At 52.2% G+C, this 19671-nt stretch carries 15 protein-coding genes; 13 read left to right on the forward strand and 2 right to left on the reverse strand.

Going from position 1 to position 19671, the window contains the following annotated elements:
* The first annotated feature begins 189 nt into the window (after nucleotides 1–189).
* The 5 genes from RQ738_RS03410 to pssA all read left to right on the forward strand — a co-directional run bounded on the left by RQ738_RS03410 (nucleotide 190) and on the right by pssA (nucleotide 4973).
* On the forward strand, nucleotides 190–1902 hold the full coding sequence (locus RQ738_RS03410) for an acetolactate synthase 3 large subunit (RefSeq protein WP_314162021.1): 1713 nt from the start codon (nucleotides 190–192) through the stop codon (nucleotides 1900–1902).
* Nucleotides 1902–2396, forward strand: a complete 495-nt coding sequence (gene ilvN / locus RQ738_RS03415; protein ID WP_314162022.1) for an acetolactate synthase small subunit — start codon at nucleotides 1902–1904, stop codon at nucleotides 2394–2396. The genes RQ738_RS03410 and ilvN overlap by 1 nt, the downstream gene beginning before the upstream one ends.
* A gap of 35 nt (nucleotides 2397–2431) precedes the next feature.
* Nucleotides 2432–3448 carry a ketol-acid reductoisomerase gene (gene ilvC, locus RQ738_RS03420; protein ID WP_314162023.1) on the forward strand — a complete coding sequence of 339 codons (1017 nt, stop codon included), beginning with the start codon at nucleotides 2432–2434 and terminating at the stop codon, nucleotides 3446–3448.
* A 70-nt stretch (nucleotides 3449–3518) separates the two neighbouring features.
* Nucleotides 3519–4163, forward strand: a complete 645-nt coding sequence (locus tag RQ738_RS03425; RefSeq protein ID WP_314162024.1) for a phosphatidylserine decarboxylase — start codon at nucleotides 3519–3521, stop codon at nucleotides 4161–4163.
* Between the two features lie 21 nt (nucleotides 4164–4184).
* Complete coding sequence (gene pssA, locus RQ738_RS03430; RefSeq protein ID WP_314162026.1) at nucleotides 4185–4973, forward strand: CDP-diacylglycerol--serine O-phosphatidyltransferase; 789 nt, start codon at nucleotides 4185–4187, stop codon at nucleotides 4971–4973.
* 95 nt (nucleotides 4974–5068) lie between these two features.
* On the opposite strand, the gene RQ738_RS03435 is transcribed toward pssA, so the two are convergent.
* Nucleotides 5069–7123, reverse strand: a complete 2055-nt coding sequence (locus RQ738_RS03435) for an HD domain-containing phosphohydrolase (protein ID WP_314162028.1) — start codon at nucleotides 7121–7123, stop codon at nucleotides 5069–5071.
* 566 nt (nucleotides 7124–7689) lie between these two features.
* Here RQ738_RS03435 and RQ738_RS03440 point away from each other — a divergent pair.
* Both RQ738_RS03440 and RQ738_RS03445 read left to right on the forward strand, forming a co-directional pair.
* The gene (locus tag RQ738_RS03440; RefSeq protein ID WP_314162029.1) at nucleotides 7690–8973 is read left to right on the forward strand and encodes a hypothetical protein; all 1284 of its coding nucleotides are present in this window, start codon (nucleotides 7690–7692) and stop codon (nucleotides 8971–8973) included.
* Between the two features lie 49 nt (nucleotides 8974–9022).
* Nucleotides 9023–10333, forward strand: a complete 1311-nt coding sequence (locus RQ738_RS03445; protein ID WP_314162030.1) for a hypothetical protein — start codon at nucleotides 9023–9025, stop codon at nucleotides 10331–10333.
* A 145-nt stretch (nucleotides 10334–10478) separates the two neighbouring features.
* Here the strand turns inward: RQ738_RS03445 and RQ738_RS03450 are convergent, their stop codons facing one another.
* Nucleotides 10479–10994, reverse strand: coding sequence for a transglutaminase-like cysteine peptidase (locus tag RQ738_RS03450; protein WP_314162032.1), 516 nt, complete (start codon nucleotides 10992–10994; stop codon nucleotides 10479–10481).
* 652 nt (nucleotides 10995–11646) lie between these two features.
* Between RQ738_RS03450 and RQ738_RS03455 the strand changes: the two genes are divergently transcribed.
* The 6 genes from RQ738_RS03455 (at nucleotide 11647) to RQ738_RS03480 (ending at nucleotide 19558) form a co-directional block, all read left to right on the forward strand.
* Nucleotides 11647–13191 (forward strand): 2-isopropylmalate synthase, encoded by a 1545-nt coding sequence (locus tag RQ738_RS03455; RefSeq protein ID WP_314162033.1) that lies wholly within the window; start codon nucleotides 11647–11649, stop codon nucleotides 13189–13191.
* Nucleotides 13191–13979, forward strand: coding sequence for a uracil-DNA glycosylase family protein (locus RQ738_RS03460; protein WP_314162035.1), 789 nt, complete (start codon nucleotides 13191–13193; stop codon nucleotides 13977–13979). The genes RQ738_RS03455 and RQ738_RS03460 overlap by 1 nt, the downstream gene beginning before the upstream one ends.
* Nucleotides 13976–14455 carry a ribosomal protein S18-alanine N-acetyltransferase gene (rimI, locus tag RQ738_RS03465; RefSeq protein WP_314162036.1) on the forward strand — a complete coding sequence of 160 codons (480 nt, stop codon included), beginning with the start codon at nucleotides 13976–13978 and terminating at the stop codon, nucleotides 14453–14455. Before RQ738_RS03460 ends, rimI begins: the two co-directional genes overlap by 4 nt.
* 60 nt (nucleotides 14456–14515) lie before the next feature.
* Nucleotides 14516–16096 carry a peptide chain release factor 3 gene (locus tag RQ738_RS03470; protein ID WP_314162037.1) on the forward strand — a complete coding sequence of 527 codons (1581 nt, stop codon included), beginning with the start codon at nucleotides 14516–14518 and terminating at the stop codon, nucleotides 16094–16096.
* A 142-nt stretch (nucleotides 16097–16238) separates the two neighbouring features.
* On the forward strand, nucleotides 16239–18935 hold the full coding sequence (locus RQ738_RS03475; protein WP_314162039.1) for a VWA domain-containing protein: 2697 nt from the start codon (nucleotides 16239–16241) through the stop codon (nucleotides 18933–18935).
* Nucleotides 18932–19558, forward strand: coding sequence for a hypothetical protein (locus tag RQ738_RS03480; RefSeq protein WP_314162041.1), 627 nt, complete (start codon nucleotides 18932–18934; stop codon nucleotides 19556–19558). Before RQ738_RS03475 ends, RQ738_RS03480 begins: the two co-directional genes overlap by 4 nt.
* Nucleotides 19559–19671 lie beyond the last annotated feature (113 nt).

The following is a 19671-nucleotide window of genomic DNA, read 5'->3' on the forward strand; positions in this document are numbered from 1 at the left end:
TGCTTGACCCGGCGGCGCATTATAAGTATTTTCTCATATTGGTTTGGCGTATGTGAAATGCCCTGATTTCGGGCAAGTCTTCAGCCTCCCGTACTGTTTTCGCTGGTGGTAATTTTATCCGAGCGGTGACGGGCTATTAGCGCTTCTCTATATGCTTGTTAAATAAGAATTTAATCGGAGATTCAAGACGTGGAACTAAATGGTGCCGAAATCCTGACCCATTTCCTGAAGGACGAGGGCGTGGAATACGTCTTCGGCTATCCGGGTGGGGCGGTACTCTATATATACGACGAACTGTTTAAACAGAACGACGTCAAGCACATCCTGGTGCGCCACGAGCAGGGGGCGACGCATGCTGCCGATGGCTACGCCCGCTCCACGGGTAAGCCCGGCGTCGTGCTGGTGACTTCCGGTCCGGGTGCCACCAATGCCGTGACCGGTATCGCTACTGCCTACATGGATTCGATTCCCATGGTTGTGATCACCGGCCAGGTACCGACCCACGCGATTGGCTCCGACGCCTTTCAGGAAGTGGACGCGGTGGGCATCACGCGTCCTTGCGTCAAGCACAACTTCCTCGTCAAAGATGTCAAGGATCTGGCGATCACCCTGAAAAAGGCCTTTTACGTGGCGACCACCGGCCGCCCCGGCCCGGTGGTGGTGGATATTCCGAAAGATGTCACCATGGCGAAAGCCGACTACGTGTACCCGGAACAGATCGAGATGCGTTCCTATAATCCTGTTGTGGTAGGGCACCCCGGTCAGATCAAAAAGGCCGCTGAACTGCTTATAAACGCGAAACGGCCGATGATTTATTCCGGCGGCGGCGTGGTGCTTGGTAATGGCTCCAAGGAGCTGATTGACTTCACCCATCTGCTCGGCGCACCGATCACGAATACCCTGATGGGTCTCGGTGCCTATCCGGCGACTGACCAGCAGTTTGTCGGCATGCTGGGCATGCACGGTACCTACGAGGCCAATATGGCCATGCACGAGTGCGATGTGCTCGTGGCAGTGGGCGCGCGCTTCGATGACCGCGTGGTGGGCAAGATTGAGCAGTTTTGTCCGGATGCGACGATTATCCATATCGACATCGACCCTGCCTCTATCTCGAAGAGCGTGGTGGTGGATGTGCCCATCGTCGGTGACGTGGCGAACGTACTGAAGGACATGACCACCATCATGCGTGACAGCAGTCTCAAACAGGACAAGAAGGCGCTCAAGAGGTGGTGGCAGAAGATTGATGCCTGGCGGGCGGTAGATTGCCTGAGCTATGATCGTCACAGTGCGTTGATCAAGCCTCAGTATGCGATAGAAAAGCTTTACGAAATCACCGCAGGCGATGCCTATATCACCTCTGACGTCGGCCAGCACCAGATGTGGGCGGCACAATTCTACAAGTTCGATAAGCCGCGACGCTGGATAAATTCCGGTGGCCTCGGCACGATGGGCTTTGGCATGCCGGCAGCGCTGGGCGTTCAGCTGGCGCATCCGGATGCGACGGTGGCCTGTGTGACCGGTGACGCGAGTATCCAGATGTGTATCCAGGAGCTGGGAACAGCCTTGCAATATAATACACCGATAAAGATCATCAGCCTGAATAACCGCTATATGGGGATGGTGCGTCAGTGGCAGGAATTTTTCTATGATTCGCGTTATTCGCACTCTTACATGGAGACGATCCCCGACTTCGTCAAACTGACCGAGGCCTATGGGCACGTCGGTATGCGGATCGAAAAACCGGCTGACCTGGAAGACGCGATGAAAGAAGCCTTCGCCATGCGAGACCGCCTGGTGTTCATGGATATCGTTACCGATCAGGCTGAAAACGTCTATCCGATGATTGCCGCCGGCAAGGGTCAGCATGAGATGCACCTTTCACCAGAGAGGGATTTGGCCTGATGCGACATATTGTTTCTATCTTGCTGGAAAATGAAGCGGGTGCCCTGTCCCGCGTGGCGGGGCTGTTTTCCGCCCGTGGTTATAACATCGAATCACTGACGGTGGCGCCAACTGAAGACCCATCGTTGTCACGTATGACGCTGGTCACCAGTGGCTCGGATCAGATCATCGAACAGATTATCAAGCAGCTGAACAAGCTGGTGGATGTGGTAAAACTGATCGACCTGGCCGAAGGCCCGCACATCGAGCGGGAAATGATGCTCATCAAGGTACGCGCCGAGGGCAACGATGTTCGTGAGGAGGTCAAGCGCCTGATCGATATCTTCCGTGGTCACATTATTGATGTCACAGACAGTAGCTACACCCTGGAACTGACCGGTCCGGGTGAGAAGCTGGATGCCCTTATCCAGGCACTGGCCGGTACGACAATTCTTGAAACAGTACGCTCTGGTATATCGGGTATTGCGCGTGGTACCAAGAGCTTGCACATTTAACAGATTTATTTTTTACGTTATTGATTGAGGACGCCATGAATATTTATTATGACAAAGATGCTGACCTGAGCATTATCAAGGGTATGAACGTTGCCATCATCGGTTATGGTTCACAGGGACATGCACATGCCAACAACCTGAAAGACTCCGGCGTTAACGTCGTCGTTGGCCTGCGCAAAGGTTCATCCTCCGCAAGCAAGGCCAAGGATGCCGGTCTTGCCGTGAAGGAAGTGCCCGCTGCCGTTGCCGGTGCCGATATCGTGATGATCCTGACCCCGGATGAGTTCCAGTCAGCTCTTTACCGTGACGAAATCGAGCCAAACATCAAATCCGGAGCGACACTGGCCTTTGCCCACGGTTTCAGTATTCATTACAACCAGGTTGTGCCGCGTGCCGATCTTGATGTAATTATGATCGCACCAAAAGCCCCTGGCCATACTGTGCGTAGTGAATTCACTCGCGGTGGTGGTATCCCTGACCTGATTGCGATTTATCAGGATGCCTCTGGCAAGGCCCGGGAGACTGCACTGTCTTATGCCTCGGCCATCGGTGGTGGGCGTACCGGCATCATTGAAACAACCTTCAAAGATGAAACAGAAACCGACCTGTTCGGTGAACAGGCCGTATTGTGTGGTGGCGCCGTAGAACTGGTCAAGGCCGGTTTTGAAACCCTCACCGAGGCCGGTTATGCCCCCGAAATGGCCTATTTTGAATGTCTGCATGAATTGAAGCTGATTGTTGATCTCATGTACGAAGGTGGTATCGCCAACATGAACTACTCAATCTCGAATAATGCCGAGTATGGTGAGTATGTAACCGGTAATCGGGTAATCAATGAAGAGAGCCGTTGGGCCATGCGAGAAGCGCTGGAAAACATCCAGAACGGCGAATATGCCAAGCGCTTCATTCTTGAAGGTCAGGCCAATTACCCGGAAATGACCGCGCGTCGTCGTAACAATGCTGCCCATCCTATCGAGCAGACGGGTGCCAAGTTGCGTAGCATGATGCCATGGATCACGGAAAACGCCCTGGTCGACAAGAGTAAAAACTAGGTTCAAAGCAAACAAAACGATGCGGTCTTCTGACCGCATCGTCTTTTCCAGCCGGATGTCATAAATTACTGTGCAAAAGAAACATACCTTTATCGCACGGGAAGGTCGCCCGTATATCCTGTTAAGCCTTGCTGCTGTGGGGCTGGCATGGTTATATTTCGGGCTGATTGAAAGTCTGCCTCTCTGGCCTTTGCCCTTCATCGCCATTTTCCTGTTCCGCGATCGGGTGCGAACCGTCCCATCAGAGCCTCTTGCCGTTGTCAGCCCGGTTGATGCTGAAGTTACCGAGGTAGCGACGGTGCGTGACGGCTTTCTGGATCGCGATGCCATCAGGGTCGTACTGTCTATGGGGCTGACGGACATGTATTCGATTCGCAGCCCGATTGAAGGCAAGGTCATGAACCAGTGGCTGGTAGACAGGCATTTTGCCGTTGCAGATGCCGCCCGTTTTGCCCAATGGATTCAAACCGATGAAAACGACGACGTGTTAATGGCCATCTATACCCGCCTGATACCTCGTTGGCCACGCTGTTATGTGCAGGCCGGCGAGCGCGTGGGACAGGGCCAGCGCTGCGGTTTTATGAATTTTGGCGCCTGCCTAGAGGTCTACGTGCCGGTGAATAGCCGGATCGATGTCGCCGCCGGCCAGCAGGTGCGTGCCGGTGAGAGCGTGATCGCGCACTTTGTCCACCGCCAACAGTTGCGAAACCCGTAGCAAGCAGCCAAACTAGCCAGCATGAGCCAAACCCCGGACAATCCAGAGGAAGCCACGAAACGCCGTCGCGGTATTTACCTGCTGCCGAACCTGTTTACCACGGCAGGCCTGTTCGCCGGTTTTTTTGCCATTATCGCGGCGATTGGCGGGCACTTTGAAAATGCAGCTATTGCCATTTTTGTGGCGATGATCATGGATGGATTTGATGGTCGGGTCGCCCGCATGACTCATACCGAAAGTGATTTCGGGGCGGAATACGACAGCATGGCCGACATGGTCTCTTTTGGTGTAGCGCCAGCGCTGGTGGTGCACCAATGGGGCCTGAGCAGTATGGGGAATATCGGCTGGTTTGCGGCATTTGTTTATACGGCCGGTGCGGCATTGCGCCTGGCGCGCTTTAATACCCAGATCGGCATTGCCGACAAACGCTACTTCCAGGGCCTCGCCAGTCCTGCCGCGGCAGCCCTGTTGGCAGGGCTGGTCTGGCTGGGCACAGACCTGGGCTGGGAAGGTGCAGACAAGCGCATCATTACCTTCCTGCTGACCTTCTTTGCCGGGGTCCTGATGGTCAGTAACATCCGTTATCACAGCTTCAAGCAGTTCGATTTGCATGGCAAGGTGCCGTTTATCGTCATGGTTGCCATGATGCTGCTGTTTGCAGTGATTTACCTGCACCCGCCAATGGTCCTGTTTGGCGGTTTTTTCCTTTACGCGCTATCAGGTCTGATACTGACCTTGTGGCAACTGCACCGTCGCCGCACCAAACGCAAGCACGAGCATCATGCCTCTGAGAATAATCCCGATTCCTGAGCACTCCTGCATCATGGTCATTATCCCCATACGCCAGTAGAGAAGAATCTAAACGGGTTACAGTTGCGTGTCGGATACGGCGGACAGTAAATTACCTATACCCAGTCGAGCTTGTTTTCAGCCACATGCATGAGCGCGGCAACCACATGCTTGTCATACAGCTTGTCTGCTTCGGCATAAATACGATGCAGAACCTCATCAGTCATGATGGGATTACGGTAAGCTCGCGGACTGTGCATGGCGACGAAGGCATTGGCTACGGCAAGAATGCGTGCGGTCATAAGTATGCTTTCGCCAGCGAGCCCTCCGGGTCCACCACTCCCATCCACATGCTCGGTTTTCTGGGCGATGGTTTCCAGGACCGGGCCATCAAACTCGAGGCCGGCCAGTACCTTCACCGTCTGCTTACTCGAGGCCTGCAGGATGTCACGTTCCGCGGCGGATAATGGCGTGGTTTTTGTCAATATTTCCCTGGGCACGAACAATTTGCCGATGTTCGCCAGGCTCGCGGCAAGCTCAAGCGTCTCGATATCCGGCTTCGGCAGATTCATTTCGACAGCAATTGCCGTGGCTAGTCGCGTGGTTTCGGCCGAATGATTGGCGCAATTAGGGTCATAAGTATCTATCACATGGGTCAATGTCTGAACCAGGTTTTTCATCAGACGATCATGTTTGTCCTGTGCTTCCGTCAGCGCAGTAATGTCATGCAATACGATCAGAAAACTATCGTCGCCGACAGGCAAAAAACAGCTGTGAAAGGTATGCAATGCATTGTTGAGGAGGAATTTTTTCACGCCGGTAAGCACCTGACCAGTGTTGCGAACACTAAAAAGGTGCTCTTTCAGCGATTTTCCGATGTCACTCCCCAACGCGGCACTCAGCGACTTGCCGATCAGGTCAGACGACTCCAGTTGAAAAATTTCGGCTGTCGGCCTGTTCACAAATTGTATATGCATATTGTTATCGCAAAGGATAATCAGGTCACCGATATTATCCGTGACGGACTGGAGTAGTTTCTTTTGTTCAGTCAGCAGCCTGGATTGTTTTTCGAGTTCAGTGGCATGCCTGACTGCATACAGGCCTGCCCCATGCCGCCAGGAGGCAATGATGATAAAGACTAATGCAGCGAGCCCGAGTGAAAAGGAAGTGATAAGTGACGCCTGGTGTGCATCGGATTCCTTTAAGGCCTCATGCCGCGAGATCATCTGCAGCAATATCCAGTTGGTATTCTTTATCGGATGACTGAGGAAGAGGGCATCTTCGCCAGAAAAACTCTTGCGTATCCCGAAGGCCCCGGGGTTGACCAGGGCATAGGCAGCAGCCAGTGATTGGGGTTCATGCGGCAGACGCATGAACATCTGGCCGTTACGTTGGCTGAGCCGGTCAAGATAGACGACTGAACCGCGTTCGCGACGCACGAGAGTGCTTATGTCGGTATCGGTGCTGAAGATATCCTTGTGTAGTAAGGGATACAAACTCTTGCTGACGGTACGCAGACCAACAATGCTGAAACTTTCCCTCTCAACAGCACCAGTATTGGTCAGCGCAGGAACGGCCACCAGAAACCCCATTACCGGTTCAGTATGCTGGTTCATATATATATCGCGAATACGTGATATGTGGTCATTTGCTGTCTGTTTGGCATTTTCGACAGTAATGTCATCAAGCAAGGGCATCCCCGGTGTGGCGATAATGACCTTGCCCTTGTTATTTAAAATAGCAATACCAGAGTGCCTGATAACCGGGATATTTGCCTTAATGCGTGGTTCTGGTGTTTCTTCATAAAAACCATTCCTGCTGGCAGTGTTGAGCAGGAGGTTTTTGAGATAGATGCGTTGTGCGGACTCGATATCAGTCTGGCTACGACCGGCTGCCTGGGCAATATGGGAAAGGTAAAGCTGTAGTGACAGGTTTTCTGCCAGTGAATCGAGCGTTGAGTGTTGTTTGGCGAGCCAGTTATTTATCAGGTCTTCACGTACATCGGCCATCAGTGCGAGTCGTTGTTGCCAGTCTTGAATATCCCGCTTACGCTCAATGGCGGTAATCTTACTAATTAGTCCGAAACTGATTATAACGATAACCAAAAGGATCAACAGTGCGATCCATATCGATGCTTTATTCTGGAGTGCGGCAGCAACTTTCACGGACATCCATTTTCCCTGTGTCGATAATTAAAATCGTTATCTTTCATAATATAGACAGATACGTAGTCCAGGCCTGTCCATGAAGCAGGAATTCGTTAATCCGATGGCCCTGGAATAAAGTATGCCCTCGCCCTGCAATATTACCAGCCCGGACAGGGTATTCCCATCTTTGTAAAAGCTGCGTTAGTCGCCAGGTGAACATCCGGTGCCCTGTGCTTACGATCATAATATATCAGCGCAAATCCGGTAATTTGAGATCTGTGCCGATTCGTGAATATTGAAAACAACCATACATGTTGCATTGCAGCAATATCAGATTAGTTATATGACATAAGTAATATTACGCCAACACTTATTTGCCTGCGAATTATAAACCGGGAATGATTTTAATCGGCAGTATCCTAAGCGATTTTACGTATGTAAGTGCAAATGATTGAAGGTAAAATTGATCACGGTCGGTTGTGGCTTTGCCTGGCTGGCATGATGTGTAAGTGACTACCAATAAGCTTCAAGGATGATTATTGCTACTGGTCTTGTATGAATATCCAGTTTGTTTTGAAGGACGGATTCTTATGAAAAGTATGTTGCACCAGATGATTACCATATTACTCCTGGCCGGATTTTTGCTGGGTGCTGAGATGGTGCTTGCTATTGCGGAAGACCCCGAAGTTTCCTTCAAGGAAGCGATGCAGGCCAGGGAAAGTGGCGACATCCTGGGTTCAATTGAAATACTCGAATCTATAATTACCCATGAGCCGCTACTACACCGGGCGCGACTTGAACTGGCGGTTGCCTACTACCGAGCTATTCAATATGAAGAAGCCGAGCGTGAAGCGCAACGTGTACTTGATGATCCGGAGACTCCCGATGCCGTGCGACTATCCATTATCGCCTTTCTTGCCCAGATAAGAGCTGATAGTGCACGCTTTGCCGCGACCCGGCATGAATTTCATCCTTTTATATCGGTGGGCTATTTACACGACACCAACGTCAATATCGGCCCCAGCTCTGACGTAGTAAATATCGGCGCAACCGCGCTGCGTGTCGCACCGGGCTCCGTGCCGCAAAGTGATAATGCCGTTACTCTGGCTGCAGGATTCAGTCACACTTTCAAGACCGGCAAGCTTGTGAACATTGCTAACAAATCTGCCGCCTTCTTGTGGCAATCACAGGCGGCGATGTATACGCGCCAATATGAAGAGCTGGCTAATTTTAATCTTGATGTCACCAGCCTGAGTACAGGTCCAGCCTTTATTGTGCCGCGGTACTGGCGTGGCAATGTCAGTTTTCGTCTCGATAATATTGAATTGGGTCATGATCGACTGGCGCTGTACACATCTATTCTTCCAAGTATTACCTGGTTGTTAAATGAAACAACCGACCTCACGCTTAGTGCCTCACTCGCAGACCGGGATTTCTACCAGACAATTGATAAGGGTCGGGATAATGTCTATCGGGAAATCGGCATATCGTTGGGTAAACGCTATATGAACGACAGGGTCGCGATACTGGTGGGGCTTAACCTCTTTGAGGAAAGCGCTGATAACGATGTCTTTAGCCGCGATGGTACCCAGATATTTGCCGGGGTGAACTGGAATGCCTGGGAAAATGGTTCTCTCTATGCAAATTACCGGCAGCGCGATTACAAGCACGATGCACCTGAACCCCTGTTCAATGAAAAGAGAGATGAGCGCGAAGAACGATTTGCGATTGGTGCCAGCCATGAATTTAAGGACGGACTACTGAATAAATGGGTGTTGAATGGTAGTTACACCAATACTGATAATGTGTCGAATGTAGATATATATGACTTTGACCGTGAAGTCGTGAGTGCCACATTGTCCAGAACGTTTTAAGAGTCCGGGTATACATGCGTGTTCGACAATTAAAGTGGGAGGGGATGTGATGAGTATGCAAAGAATGTTTTCAATCCTGTTGGCGATCATGATTACCATTGCCGCCGCACAGACGACAGCTCTCGCCAGGACCAAAGCCAATCTTGATGACGAATACACTGATTCGGTATATAGCTGGGGGCCCTGGCTGGTACTGGTCAGACCTGCCGCTGGTCCAGCGGCGCGGGTTTTACCCCTGACAGTGGCGCTTGCACTTGGCTTTGGTGCAGGTGATGCCGGGCAGTTTACTCCTGGTATTATATTCCCGCCCGATGCCGGTGGTGGTGGCAACGGCAATGGTGGTGATAATGGTAATGGCGGGGATAATGGTGATGGCGGCAATGGCGGTGATAATGGTAATGGAGGCGGCAACGGTACCCCTCCGATTGCATCAGGCCCTTGTGATCCCGGTGCCGCATGCAGCTATGGCCTGGTTGACCAGGTTACATCAACCGGCCCGGGCGGCGAAGTCGGCACACGAACATATAATGTGATCGGCTTCCAGAACGCCAGTGTTAGCCTGAATCCGATCCCACTGGAAGACGGGAATACCAGTGGCCCTGTCACCTTGACGTTGTCCAGTAACACTGCTGTTCCAATGGAGTTAATGATAGTGGATCAGTATCAGCAGACGGGGCCGAATAAGTGGAGCACTTATGAGCGCACCAAAGTGCCGTATGCGCTCGACGGCAGTGAGGGCTTAGCGATTATCACCGAGCACATCAACGGTGTCACCATCGATGTTGCCGGTGTCCCGTTCACCTACGGGCTGGCCGATAATGATACAAGGGACTACACAGAGTCGACAGGCATTCTGACGACTGACAAAACCCGCGGTGCTTTTATACATGGTACGGCCACGGTACTCGATGATCTCGGTTCGTTGCATGCCGGAAATGTTCAGGCTACGTATGAGGGATTTACCCTCAGGGATGTGAACCCTGTCAATATAAATGTCGATTTCGGCAACCAGAGCTGGAATGGTAGCTGGAATGGTGGAACTGACTCGACAGTCACCACCTTTGTTGACAGCAATGGCGTCACCAACCTGACCGGGGGCGTCGGTTTTCAGGCCAGTGGTGTCATCAATGGCCCCAATATTGTCTCAACTGATATTTCGGCTGCGGATGCAACATCAATCTCTGGAAATGTTAACGGTTCGTTTTTCGGTGGCGATGCAGGGGTGCTTGCGGGGGCCGCAAATGTAGACAAGACAACGGTTGATTATAGTGGCAACTATCAGGATCTGTACGTGACACGGGACCCGCTCAAGGTCGGCACGTTACCCGTCCCCGACTCACTTGGCGGTGGGGTTGAATAATACTTGTTATCCATGCTCGTCAGTAACATAAAAAAGGGCTGCCGCTGGCAGCTATTTTTTAGCGGCTATGTTTTTACCGGTTGCCTGCGGAGGTCTGAAATATTGACAGAGGTCCCGCTTCTATACGATTTCTTCATGCACATCATTACGACGGCAAGTGTATCCACCACTGTTTTTCATCAAGTGAATAAATGGGGACGTAATGCAGAATGTTTTTATGTGACAGGATCTCATTGACCTGGTTATCGAGGATGACAATATCATCATCCAGATAGACCGCAAGCACGGCATGGGGAATTCCCAGATTCGTATCCTGTAAAACGACTATGCGGCTTTGTAGTTGCTGGTGTCCCAGCCAGCGCAAGGAAAGCAGTTTGGTAATGGCATAATCTTCGCAATCGCCGCCACGACGAAGAAACTCTTCTGGTATTGCCCAGTAATCCTCCAGGCCATAGTTATCTATATCCAGTATGTAATCTTTTTTGTTGGCATAAAGGTTGATTCTTTTTAATTGGTCGACAGTATCCATACCTTTAAGGCTTTGCAGGTATACCAGCCATTCATTCAGATGGCAGCGGTTAAACCGCTTGCTGTCGCAGTTGCCTTCTATAGACTCTTTGCGGACATACCGTTCCAGCACACTGAGCCATTGTGGAAACATCTCCAGATTTTCCTGGTGGGATTCGACAGAGCCAAATAATCCGGCTGCAGAGGTAAAAGACGGGAAAGTGAAGGCCAGCAGCAAGCTGGCGAGTAACAACACAGTGTTTCTGAATCGCCGAATAACGGAGATGAGGATAGAAAGTCTATAGCCCACTACATGGAGTTCCTTATGTAGTTATTGCTGCAATCTTACTTTAAAATGATTCTGCGTGCGAATGACCGGCATGAGCAAAATACACTTCTATTCATAAATTCCTGTTGAGTCGGCAGGGGTGGGACACATGCTCACAGGAGAATACGGCGAAGAAGGGCCCTATGCCACAAGCCAGTGGTCTGCCGATGGCCAGCCCCGGATGACCTGGGCGGGCACAGGGGCTTGGCAAATGTCGTCGCTACGGCTATAGTTACACCCATGAATAACTCAACATACACGTCAGCATTCCAGATGGCCCGTCCGGGTCCGGCTGCCCTGTGTCTCCAGGCACGACTCCTGCTCCTGCCGTAAGGCAGACTATTTCACCCCCTATACCCTGGCGAGGGTCAGTAGAAACGCAAAAATCAACCAAAAATCAAGAGAATACTCGTCGCCGAGCCATGCCCATTCGGGCTTGTCAGTGGTAAAATGTCGGCAACACTGCACGGAGTCAGATATGAGTGACAAGTTAATTATTTTCGATACCACCTTGCGTGATGGGGAGCAGAGCCCCGGCGCGTCGATGACCAAAGACGAAAAGGTGCGGATAGCCAGGGCCCTGGAGCGTATGCGCGTGGACGTGATCGAGGCCGGTTTCCCAATTGCCTCGCAGGGGGATTTCGAGGCGGTCAAGGCCGTTGCCGACACCATCCGGAACAGCACGATTTGCGGTCTGGCACGCGCCCTGGACAAGGACATCGACCGTGCCGGTGAGGCCCTGCAGGGGGCTAATTCGGCCCGTATCCACACTTTTATCGCGACCTCGCCGATCCATATGCAGGAAAAACTGCGTATGCAGCCGGACCAGGTCCTGGAACAGGCCGTGCGTGCCGTGAAACGCGCCCGCCAGCATACCGATAATGTCGAATTTTCCCCCGAAGACGCCGGCCGCTCGGATCTGGATTTCTTGTGCCGTGTGCTGGAGGCTGTTATCGACGCCGGTGCCACAACGCTGAACATTCCGGATACGGTGGGTTATAACCTGCCGCACCAGTTCGGCGAGTTAATCTACAACCTGCGCGAAAAGATCCCGAATTCAGACAAGGCCATCTTCTCCGTGCATTGTCATAACGACCTGGGGCTGGCCGTTGCCAATTCGCTGTCGGCGGTATTAAACGGTGCTCGCCAGGTTGAATGTACGATTAATGGTCTGGGTGAGCGCGCCGGGAATGCCGCGCTGGAAGAAATCGTCATGGCCGTGCGTACCCGGCAGGATGTCTTTAGCTGCGATAGTGAACTGGATACGACACAGATCATGACTTGTTCGCGTCTGGTTTCCGGGATCACCGGTTTCACCGTGCAGCCGAACAAGGCGATTGTAGGTGCCAACGCCTTTGCCCATGAATCCGGCATTCACCAGGACGGCGTGCTGAAAAAACGCGAGACTTACGAAATTATGCGTGCCGAGGATGTTGGCTGGGCAACCAATCGCATGGTCCTGGGCAAGCATTCCGGACGGAATGCATTTCGTACCCGTATGCAGGAACTGGGTATCAGCTTTACCTCCGAGGATGAGGTCAATGCCGCCTTTTCGCGTTTCAAGGATCTGGCAGATAAAAAACATGACATCTTTGATGAAGACCTGCAGGCATTGATGACCGAGGCTGGTATCGAGGCAGAGAATGAACGCTTCAGATTACTGGCCCTCAAGGTCTGCAGTGAGACCGGTGAGACGCCTGACGCCAATGTTACCCTCTGGGTGAATGGCGAGGAGAAGTCTGCCCATGCGCAGGGCGGGGGGCCGGTCGATGCCGCCTTCCGTGCTATTGAAGAGATCGTACATAGTGATACCGAATTGCAACTGTACTCGGTGAGCAACATCACCACCGGCACCGACTCGCAGGGTGAGGTTACCGTGCGTCTGGAAAAGGCCGGCAATATCGTCAACGGGCAGGGTGCCGATACCGATATCGTGATTGCCTCGGCCAAGGCCTATATCAATGCCTTGAACAAAATTATGCAGCCGATGGAGCGTGCCCACCCACAAGGGGCTGATGTGTAATGCGGGATCCCTATCTTCAGGCAATGGGCATTGAACAGTGGGTACGGCGCAAGCCGCACCCGCAAGCTGTGGCTGCTGCTGAAGATAAACCGGCGATAGCAGAACATGCTGTGGCAGATAGCAAAGACCATGCTACTGAACATGTTGGTCAGCCGGAAACGCAGTCATACGAAATCGAATTGACTCCACCTCGATCTGGTCAAACACATGATATTGACAGACTCGACTGGCCTGAGCTCAAGAGTCGGGTTGTTTCTTGTACGTTGTGTGATCTGCATGCGACGCGGATCAATGCTGTATTTGGTTCGGGTGATCATCATGCAGACTGGATGCTAATCGGCGAAGCCCCCGGTGCCGAGGAGGATAAGCAGGGCGAGCCCTTTGTCGGCCGTGCCGGCGAGTTACTCACCGCTATGTTACAGGCCATGAAGCTGAAGCAGGAGCAGGTGTTCATCACCAACATCGTTAAATGCCGCCCACCAGATAACCGTGAACCGCATGTGGACGAGGTGCAGAGTTGTCAGCCCTATCTGCGCCGCCAGATCGAGCTGTTGCAACCAAAGCTCATCCTCGCCATCGGCCATGTCGCGGCGAAAAGCCTGCTTGGGCGAGCCGAGCCGATGAAGGACTTGCGTGGACAGCGCTTTGAGTATGCAGATACCGGTATCCCGGTAGTGGTGACCTATCACCCGGCTTACCTGCTGCGCAAGCCTGGCGAAAAACGCAAGGCGTGGCAAGACTTGCAGTTTGCCATGCGTTTGTTCGCCGAGCAGGCAGGAATATCATGAGTGCCATTCTGCAAGAGGCGACGATAAACCTGCGCCCGATGCAGGAGACGGATATCGATGCCGTAATGGAGATCGAAAACGCTACGTATCCCTTCCCCTGGACAGCCGGCATCATGCGAGACTGTCTGCGCGTCGGTTATTGCTGCTGGCTGGCGGAACAGGACGAACAGATAGTTGGCTACAGCATCATGTCGATCGGTGCCGGCGAATCACACCTGTTGAATATCTGTGTTGACCGAGACTGGCAGCGGCAGGGAGTAGCCAGCCGGTTACTGAAACATATGCTGAATCTGGCCAAACGGCACGGTGCCGAGGTCTGCCTGCTTGAGGTACGACCATCGAATCTCAGTGCAATCGAGCTCTATGAAAAAATCGGTTTTTCCGAAGTCGGCAGGCGAAAGTCCTATTATCCGGCGAAGAACGGCCATGAAGATGCCCTTATCCTGGCCTGCCCGCTGCTGGACTATACTGAATAAGTATTTAGTCGCGGCGCCATTTCAGGTAGAATTACAGATACTGTTTCAGTAACGAAAATCATGTCCGAGATTGCAAACCAAACGGCCCTGCGCCGTACTTTCGCCATCATCTCCCATCCCGATGCAGGCAAGACCACGCTCACAGAGAAGCTCCTGCTCTATGGGGGTGCGATCCAGCTCGCCGGTACAGTGAAAGGCCGTAAATCCGATCGGCATGCCACTTCCGACTGGATGGAGCTCGAAAAACAGCGTGGTATATCGGTAACATCCTCGGTGATGCAGTTTCCGTATGCCGGCAAGATCATCAATTTGCTGGACACACCGGGGCATGAGGACTTCTCGGAAGATACCTACCGCACGCTGACCGCTGTAGATTCGGCGCTGATGGTCATCGATTGCGCCAAGGGCGTCGAAGCCCGGACTATCAAGCTGATGGATGTTTGTCGTCTGCGTGATACGCCCATCATCACGTTTATCAACAAGCTCGACCGTGAAGGTCGCGACCCGCTCGAATTGCTCGACGAGGTCGAGTCTGTTCTCAAAATCCGCTGTGCCCCGATCACCTGGCCGATTGGCATGGGCAAGGAGTTCAAGGGTGTTTTTCATTTATATAATAATTGTGTTCACCTGTTTAGTCCGACGCATAAGGGCAAGTTACAGGCAGGTGAAGTTATCGAAGGACTGGATAACCCGCGTCTGGATGTGCTGCTTGGCGACAAGGCTGCAGCGTTGCGTGAAGAGATTGAACTCGTCCGCGGTGCCAGTAACGAATTTGATGCTGAGGCCTATCTCAAGGGTGAGCTGAGTCCGGTATCGTTTGGTTCAGCGATTAATAATTTTGGCATCAAGGAATTGCTGGACACCTTTGCAGAATACGCGCCACCACCCTTGCCGCGCATGACCGATGTGCGCGAAGTGAAACCGGAAGAGGAAAAATTCAGCGGTTTTGTCTTCAAGATCCAGGCAAATATGGATCCGGCCCACCGTGACCGAATCGCCTTTATGCGTGTGACCTCGGGCAAGTTCACCAAGGGTATGAAGATACACCAGGTGCGTATCGGTCGTGATGTGCAGATTGCCAATGCAATCACCTTTTTGGCGCGCGAGCGCGAGAACGTCATAGAGGCCTATCCCGGCGATATCATCGGGCTGCATAATCATGGCACGATCAAGATCGGTGACACCTTCACACAGGGTGAGGATATGAAGTTCACGGGTATCCCGCACTTTGCGCCGGAGTTATTCCGCCGCGTGGTCCTGCGTGACCCACTGAAGATGAAGGCTCTGCAAAAGGGACTTATTCAGCTTTCCGAAGAGGGCGCGACCCAGGTCTTCCGGCCGATGAACAGCAATGACCTAATCCTTGGTGCCGTCGGTGTGCTGCAGTTCGATGTGGTGGCCTACCGGCTGAAGGACGAGTACAACGTGGAGTGTAGTTACGAACCCGTCCAGGTTGCTACCGCCCGCTGGGTGGACTGTGCAGACCCAAAGATGCTTGAGGAATTTCGCAAGAAAGCTTATGACAATCTATCCCTCGATGGCGCGGGTGAACTGACTTATCTCGCACCCAGCCGGGTCAATCTCGATCTGACCATGGAGCGCTGGCCGGAAATTAAATTCCATGCCACTCGCGAGCATTAGCAAAATAGATGCAACTGTTTGTAATATAAGAAAAAACATTAAATGATCAGGCGGTGCGGATTCACCGCTTACGATCAGACATTCTAAAGTTATTCAGTGGCTTACCGATAGTCTATCTATAGACAGGTTTTCAGGTGTAGGCATGCGCGTTTCAAACAAGAACATTACGGCTTCTCGTCTAACGGGCCTGATTATTCTGGGCCTGTCGCTCATGACAGCGAGTCTGTCGGCGGCAGAGCAGGAGGCAAAGACAGACCTGCGTGTCCTCGTTGATGTTTCCGGAAGCATGAAGCAAAACGACCCGGAAAATCTACGGCGCACGGCGCTGCGTCTATTGATCGGCCTGGTGCCGGAAGAGGCCCGGGTCGGGATGTGGAGTTTTGCCCAGTATGTGAACATGCAGGTCAAGCCGGGGTTTGCCAGCAAGGCATGGAAAAAGAATGCCCGCAATGAGGCTGACAAGATCCATTCGCGAGGCCTTTTCACCAATATTGAGGCGACACTGGATAAAAGTACCTGGGACTGGCGCAAGCCCGATACGGCCTGGAACCGTCACCTGATCCTGTTAACCGATGGCCAGGTAGATGTTTCAAAGGATAACAATAAAAACACTGCCTCACGGGATAGAATCCTCAAGGAGCTGTTGCCGAAGCTGAAGGCGGCCGGGGTAAAGATTCATACTGTCGCCCTGTCGAAGAACGCCGATCATGATTTACTGAGGACTCTTGCCACAGAGAGTGATGCCTGGTACGAGCCGGTGGAGACAGCGGAGGGCCTGCAAAAGGTCTTTCTCCGCTTGTTCGAGAAATCAACGCCTACGGATAATCTGCCCCTGGATGGCAATCGCTTTGAAGTTGATAAAAGCATAGAAGACATGACCGTGCTGGTTTTTCATGCGAAGGGTGCCAACGCCACCCGTGTTATTCGCCCGGATAACAGTAGCTTTCAGCATGGACAGATACCGAATAATGTGGCATGGCATCACGATAAAGGCTTCGACCTGATTACCGTGCATAAACCGGAGGCAGGTAGCTGGTCGATAGATGCAGAGATGGATCCCGATAATCGTGTGCAGGTAGTAACAAACCTCAAACTGCGGGTTGGCGATATCCCGAATAACATCCTGAAAGGCGAGGCACTGGATATTCATGCCGAGCTAAAAGAAAATGAAGGGCTTGTCTCCAATAAACAGATTCTCGAACTGGTTGATGTTGATATTGTCAGCAAACTTGCCAGCGCTACTAATGACCTCTCCATGCAACCTGCCGAAAAAGCCGGGACTTACAGCGTACAGCTGAACGGGCTGGATGAGACAGGTGCAATGGAGCTGACTGTTCGGGCGACAGGGCCGACATTCCGCCGTGAAAGTCGCCATTCAGTAAGAGTACATGAAAGCCCGTTACATCTGGATATCAGCGAAAAGGACGGTGGCTTTCTCATTACCGTAGCAGAGAACCAGGAACTCATTCAGAGCGGTACACTCGGGTTAACGTTGAGCCTTGATGATGAGACCGTTCCTTCCGCAATCACAAGATCCGATACAGGCACCTGGCAGGCCAGTCTTGGACAAGAGTATGCGGGACGCCATTTTACAATAGAGGCTACGGCCAGCTTGTCCGGTGACCGGCCTTTCGAAAGCCAATTGCATGGTCAGTTACCGGAACCGGAGGCCCCCTTCGTAGACCCACTTACTATCTGGGCCGAAGAACATAAGGGTGAGATTATTGTTCAAGTGCTTGAAATGCCGAATGTCCTTCAGACAGGCACGCTGGATCTGAAACTGCAATTACCGGAGATAGCCGAACTAAAGATGGCGGAGACAAAGCAGATACTCCAGGTGGAACCACACCTTTGGCGGTTGCCGATTGAGCCGGATTACGCAGAGACCGAGGTGACCATTCAGGCTAATGGCCATCTGCTTAACGGTAAGCCTTATCAGCTTGAGCATAAACTGACCTTGCCCGTGATTAGGCAGCCGGAAGTTTCACAACAGCTTGAGTCGCCAGCAGAGAATCAGGAAGAGGCGCCCAAAACCGAAGCAGGAACACCGGTAGAGAAGCAAGGGCGTAACTGGCTGGTGATCACTATCAGTCTCGTGATTATTAATGCCTTGATTGGCGTAGGCGGCTTCTTTGCCTATCGCTACTGGAAAAGGCGAGACCACCAGGTAGATGATGAACTCGGTGAGCAAGAAGAGCATGCGGAAAAGACAGCAAGTAACGAGCCAGAAGAAGAATCAATCAGTTTTGACGAGGAAGTGGATGTCATTGGTGCGGCTTCGGCTAGCGAAGCGGCTCCTCCTGCAGGCGACGATAAGCCAGGGCAAAATTTCGCCGAAGAGCGTCGCCCCCAGCCTGATACGCCTGTAGTCGATCTGAATGAAGTCGTGGAAACCGACGTCGACGATCAGGATCAGGATAATGGAATACCGACACTTACTGATACTGCAGATACATCATCTGAAGCAGGGACACCGGTCGAGAACATTGACGATGATGCTGTCGCCGATGAATGGGCCGCCGCACTGACCGAGTCGGCTGACGCGGAGACTGAAGCAGAGGCACCGGCCGAGAGCAGTGACGATGATGCCGTCGCCGATGAATGGGCCGCCGCACTTGCCGAGTCGGGTGACGCGGAGACTGAAGCAGGGGCACCGGCCGAGAGCAGTGACGATGATGCCGTCGCCGATGAATGGGCCGCCGCACTTGCCGAGTCGGGTGACGCGGAGACTGAAGCAGAGGCACCGGCCGAGAGCAGTGACGATGATGCTGTCGCCGATGAGTGGGCCGCCGCACTAGCCGAAGCAGAATCAGTCCCCTCTGGGGAAGACAAGAAGTGACCGAAACCACGCTGACCATGCTGATCCTGGGGGCGGAGCTCGGTGGCATTGTGCTGCTGGTTTTTCTCGTGTTTATGTTAGTCCTTCTGCGCCGCAAACGTTCAGATAAACAGTATGTCGCAGAATTCATCAGCAGCTATAAAAAGGCACTACCTGAACAAACACGCGATTTCAAGAATAGACTGGAAAACCATTTTTATGTCATTGGCGAGGATGCGGATGAAGTACTGAATAATCTTTCTGATACAGAAACTCGTCTGCATAAACGTATCCTGAATCTTTACCTGGGTAATCATCGCAAGTGCCTTGCTGATATTCGCAAGGATGTGACTGCCTTGAATGAAAACTGGCTGATGATTATGAATGAGAGCCTGACGAACGCCGCTGAAGTACTGGGCAAGAGCGGGGCTATTACGCAAATGCAGCAGGACTATACGGAATTAAAGAAAGAAAACATGACCATGCGAGAAGAACTGGCAGAGGCGATGAGCAGTATGGAAGAAATGCTTAAAGAATACTCGCTGCTTTATGCCGACCGCGATGATAAAAACGAGGCGATGGAAAAGTTAGCTGGTGAGTACCGGGAAATAAAGACCAAGACCGAGAGGCATGATAAGGGTTGATGATTTATGATTCCAGGTTGATGAACGGTGAGCGGTTAGTTCTGCAATAATCTTTTATTTCTATTTTTTTCGTAGACAGAAAAGTTTCTGGCTCAAAGCCTGATGCAATTGAT

The sequence above is a fragment of the Sulfuriflexus sp. genome (genome assembly GCF_032250955.1).
Taxonomy (GTDB): domain Bacteria; phylum Pseudomonadota; class Gammaproteobacteria; order AKS1; family AKS1; genus Sulfuriflexus.

Excerpts from the sequence above, each read along its gene's own strand:
- RQ738_RS03450 (WP_314162032.1), bottom strand. The coding sequence starts at position 10,994 with ATGTTTCCACAATGGCTCAGTGTGCTGGAACGGTATGTCCGCAAAGAG.
- ilvN (WP_314162022.1), top strand. The coding sequence starts at position 1,902 with ATGCGACATATTGTTTCTATCTTGCTGGAAAATGAAGCGGGTGCCCTG.
- RQ738_RS03475 (WP_314162039.1), top strand. The coding sequence starts at position 16,239 with ATGCGCGTTTCAAACAAGAACATTACGGCTTCTCGTCTAACGGGCCTG.
- RQ738_RS03455 (WP_314162033.1), top strand. The coding sequence starts at position 11,647 with ATGAGTGACAAGTTAATTATTTTCGATACCACCTTGCGTGATGGGGAG.
- rimI (WP_314162036.1), top strand. The coding sequence starts at position 13,976 with ATGAGTGCCATTCTGCAAGAGGCGACGATAAACCTGCGCCCGATGCAG.
- RQ738_RS03470 (WP_314162037.1), top strand. The coding sequence starts at position 14,516 with ATGTCCGAGATTGCAAACCAAACGGCCCTGCGCCGTACTTTCGCCATC.
- pssA (WP_314162026.1), top strand. The coding sequence starts at position 4,185 with ATGAGCCAAACCCCGGACAATCCAGAGGAAGCCACGAAACGCCGTCGC.
- RQ738_RS03435 (WP_314162028.1), bottom strand. The coding sequence starts at position 7,123 with ATGTCCGTGAAAGTTGCTGCCGCACTCCAGAATAAAGCATCGATATGG.
- RQ738_RS03460 (WP_314162035.1), top strand. The coding sequence starts at position 13,191 with ATGCGGGATCCCTATCTTCAGGCAATGGGCATTGAACAGTGGGTACGG.
- ilvC (WP_314162023.1), top strand. The coding sequence starts at position 2,432 with ATGAATATTTATTATGACAAAGATGCTGACCTGAGCATTATCAAGGGT.
- RQ738_RS03440 (WP_314162029.1), top strand. The coding sequence starts at position 7,690 with ATGAAAAGTATGTTGCACCAGATGATTACCATATTACTCCTGGCCGGA.
- RQ738_RS03445 (WP_314162030.1), top strand. The coding sequence starts at position 9,023 with ATGAGTATGCAAAGAATGTTTTCAATCCTGTTGGCGATCATGATTACC.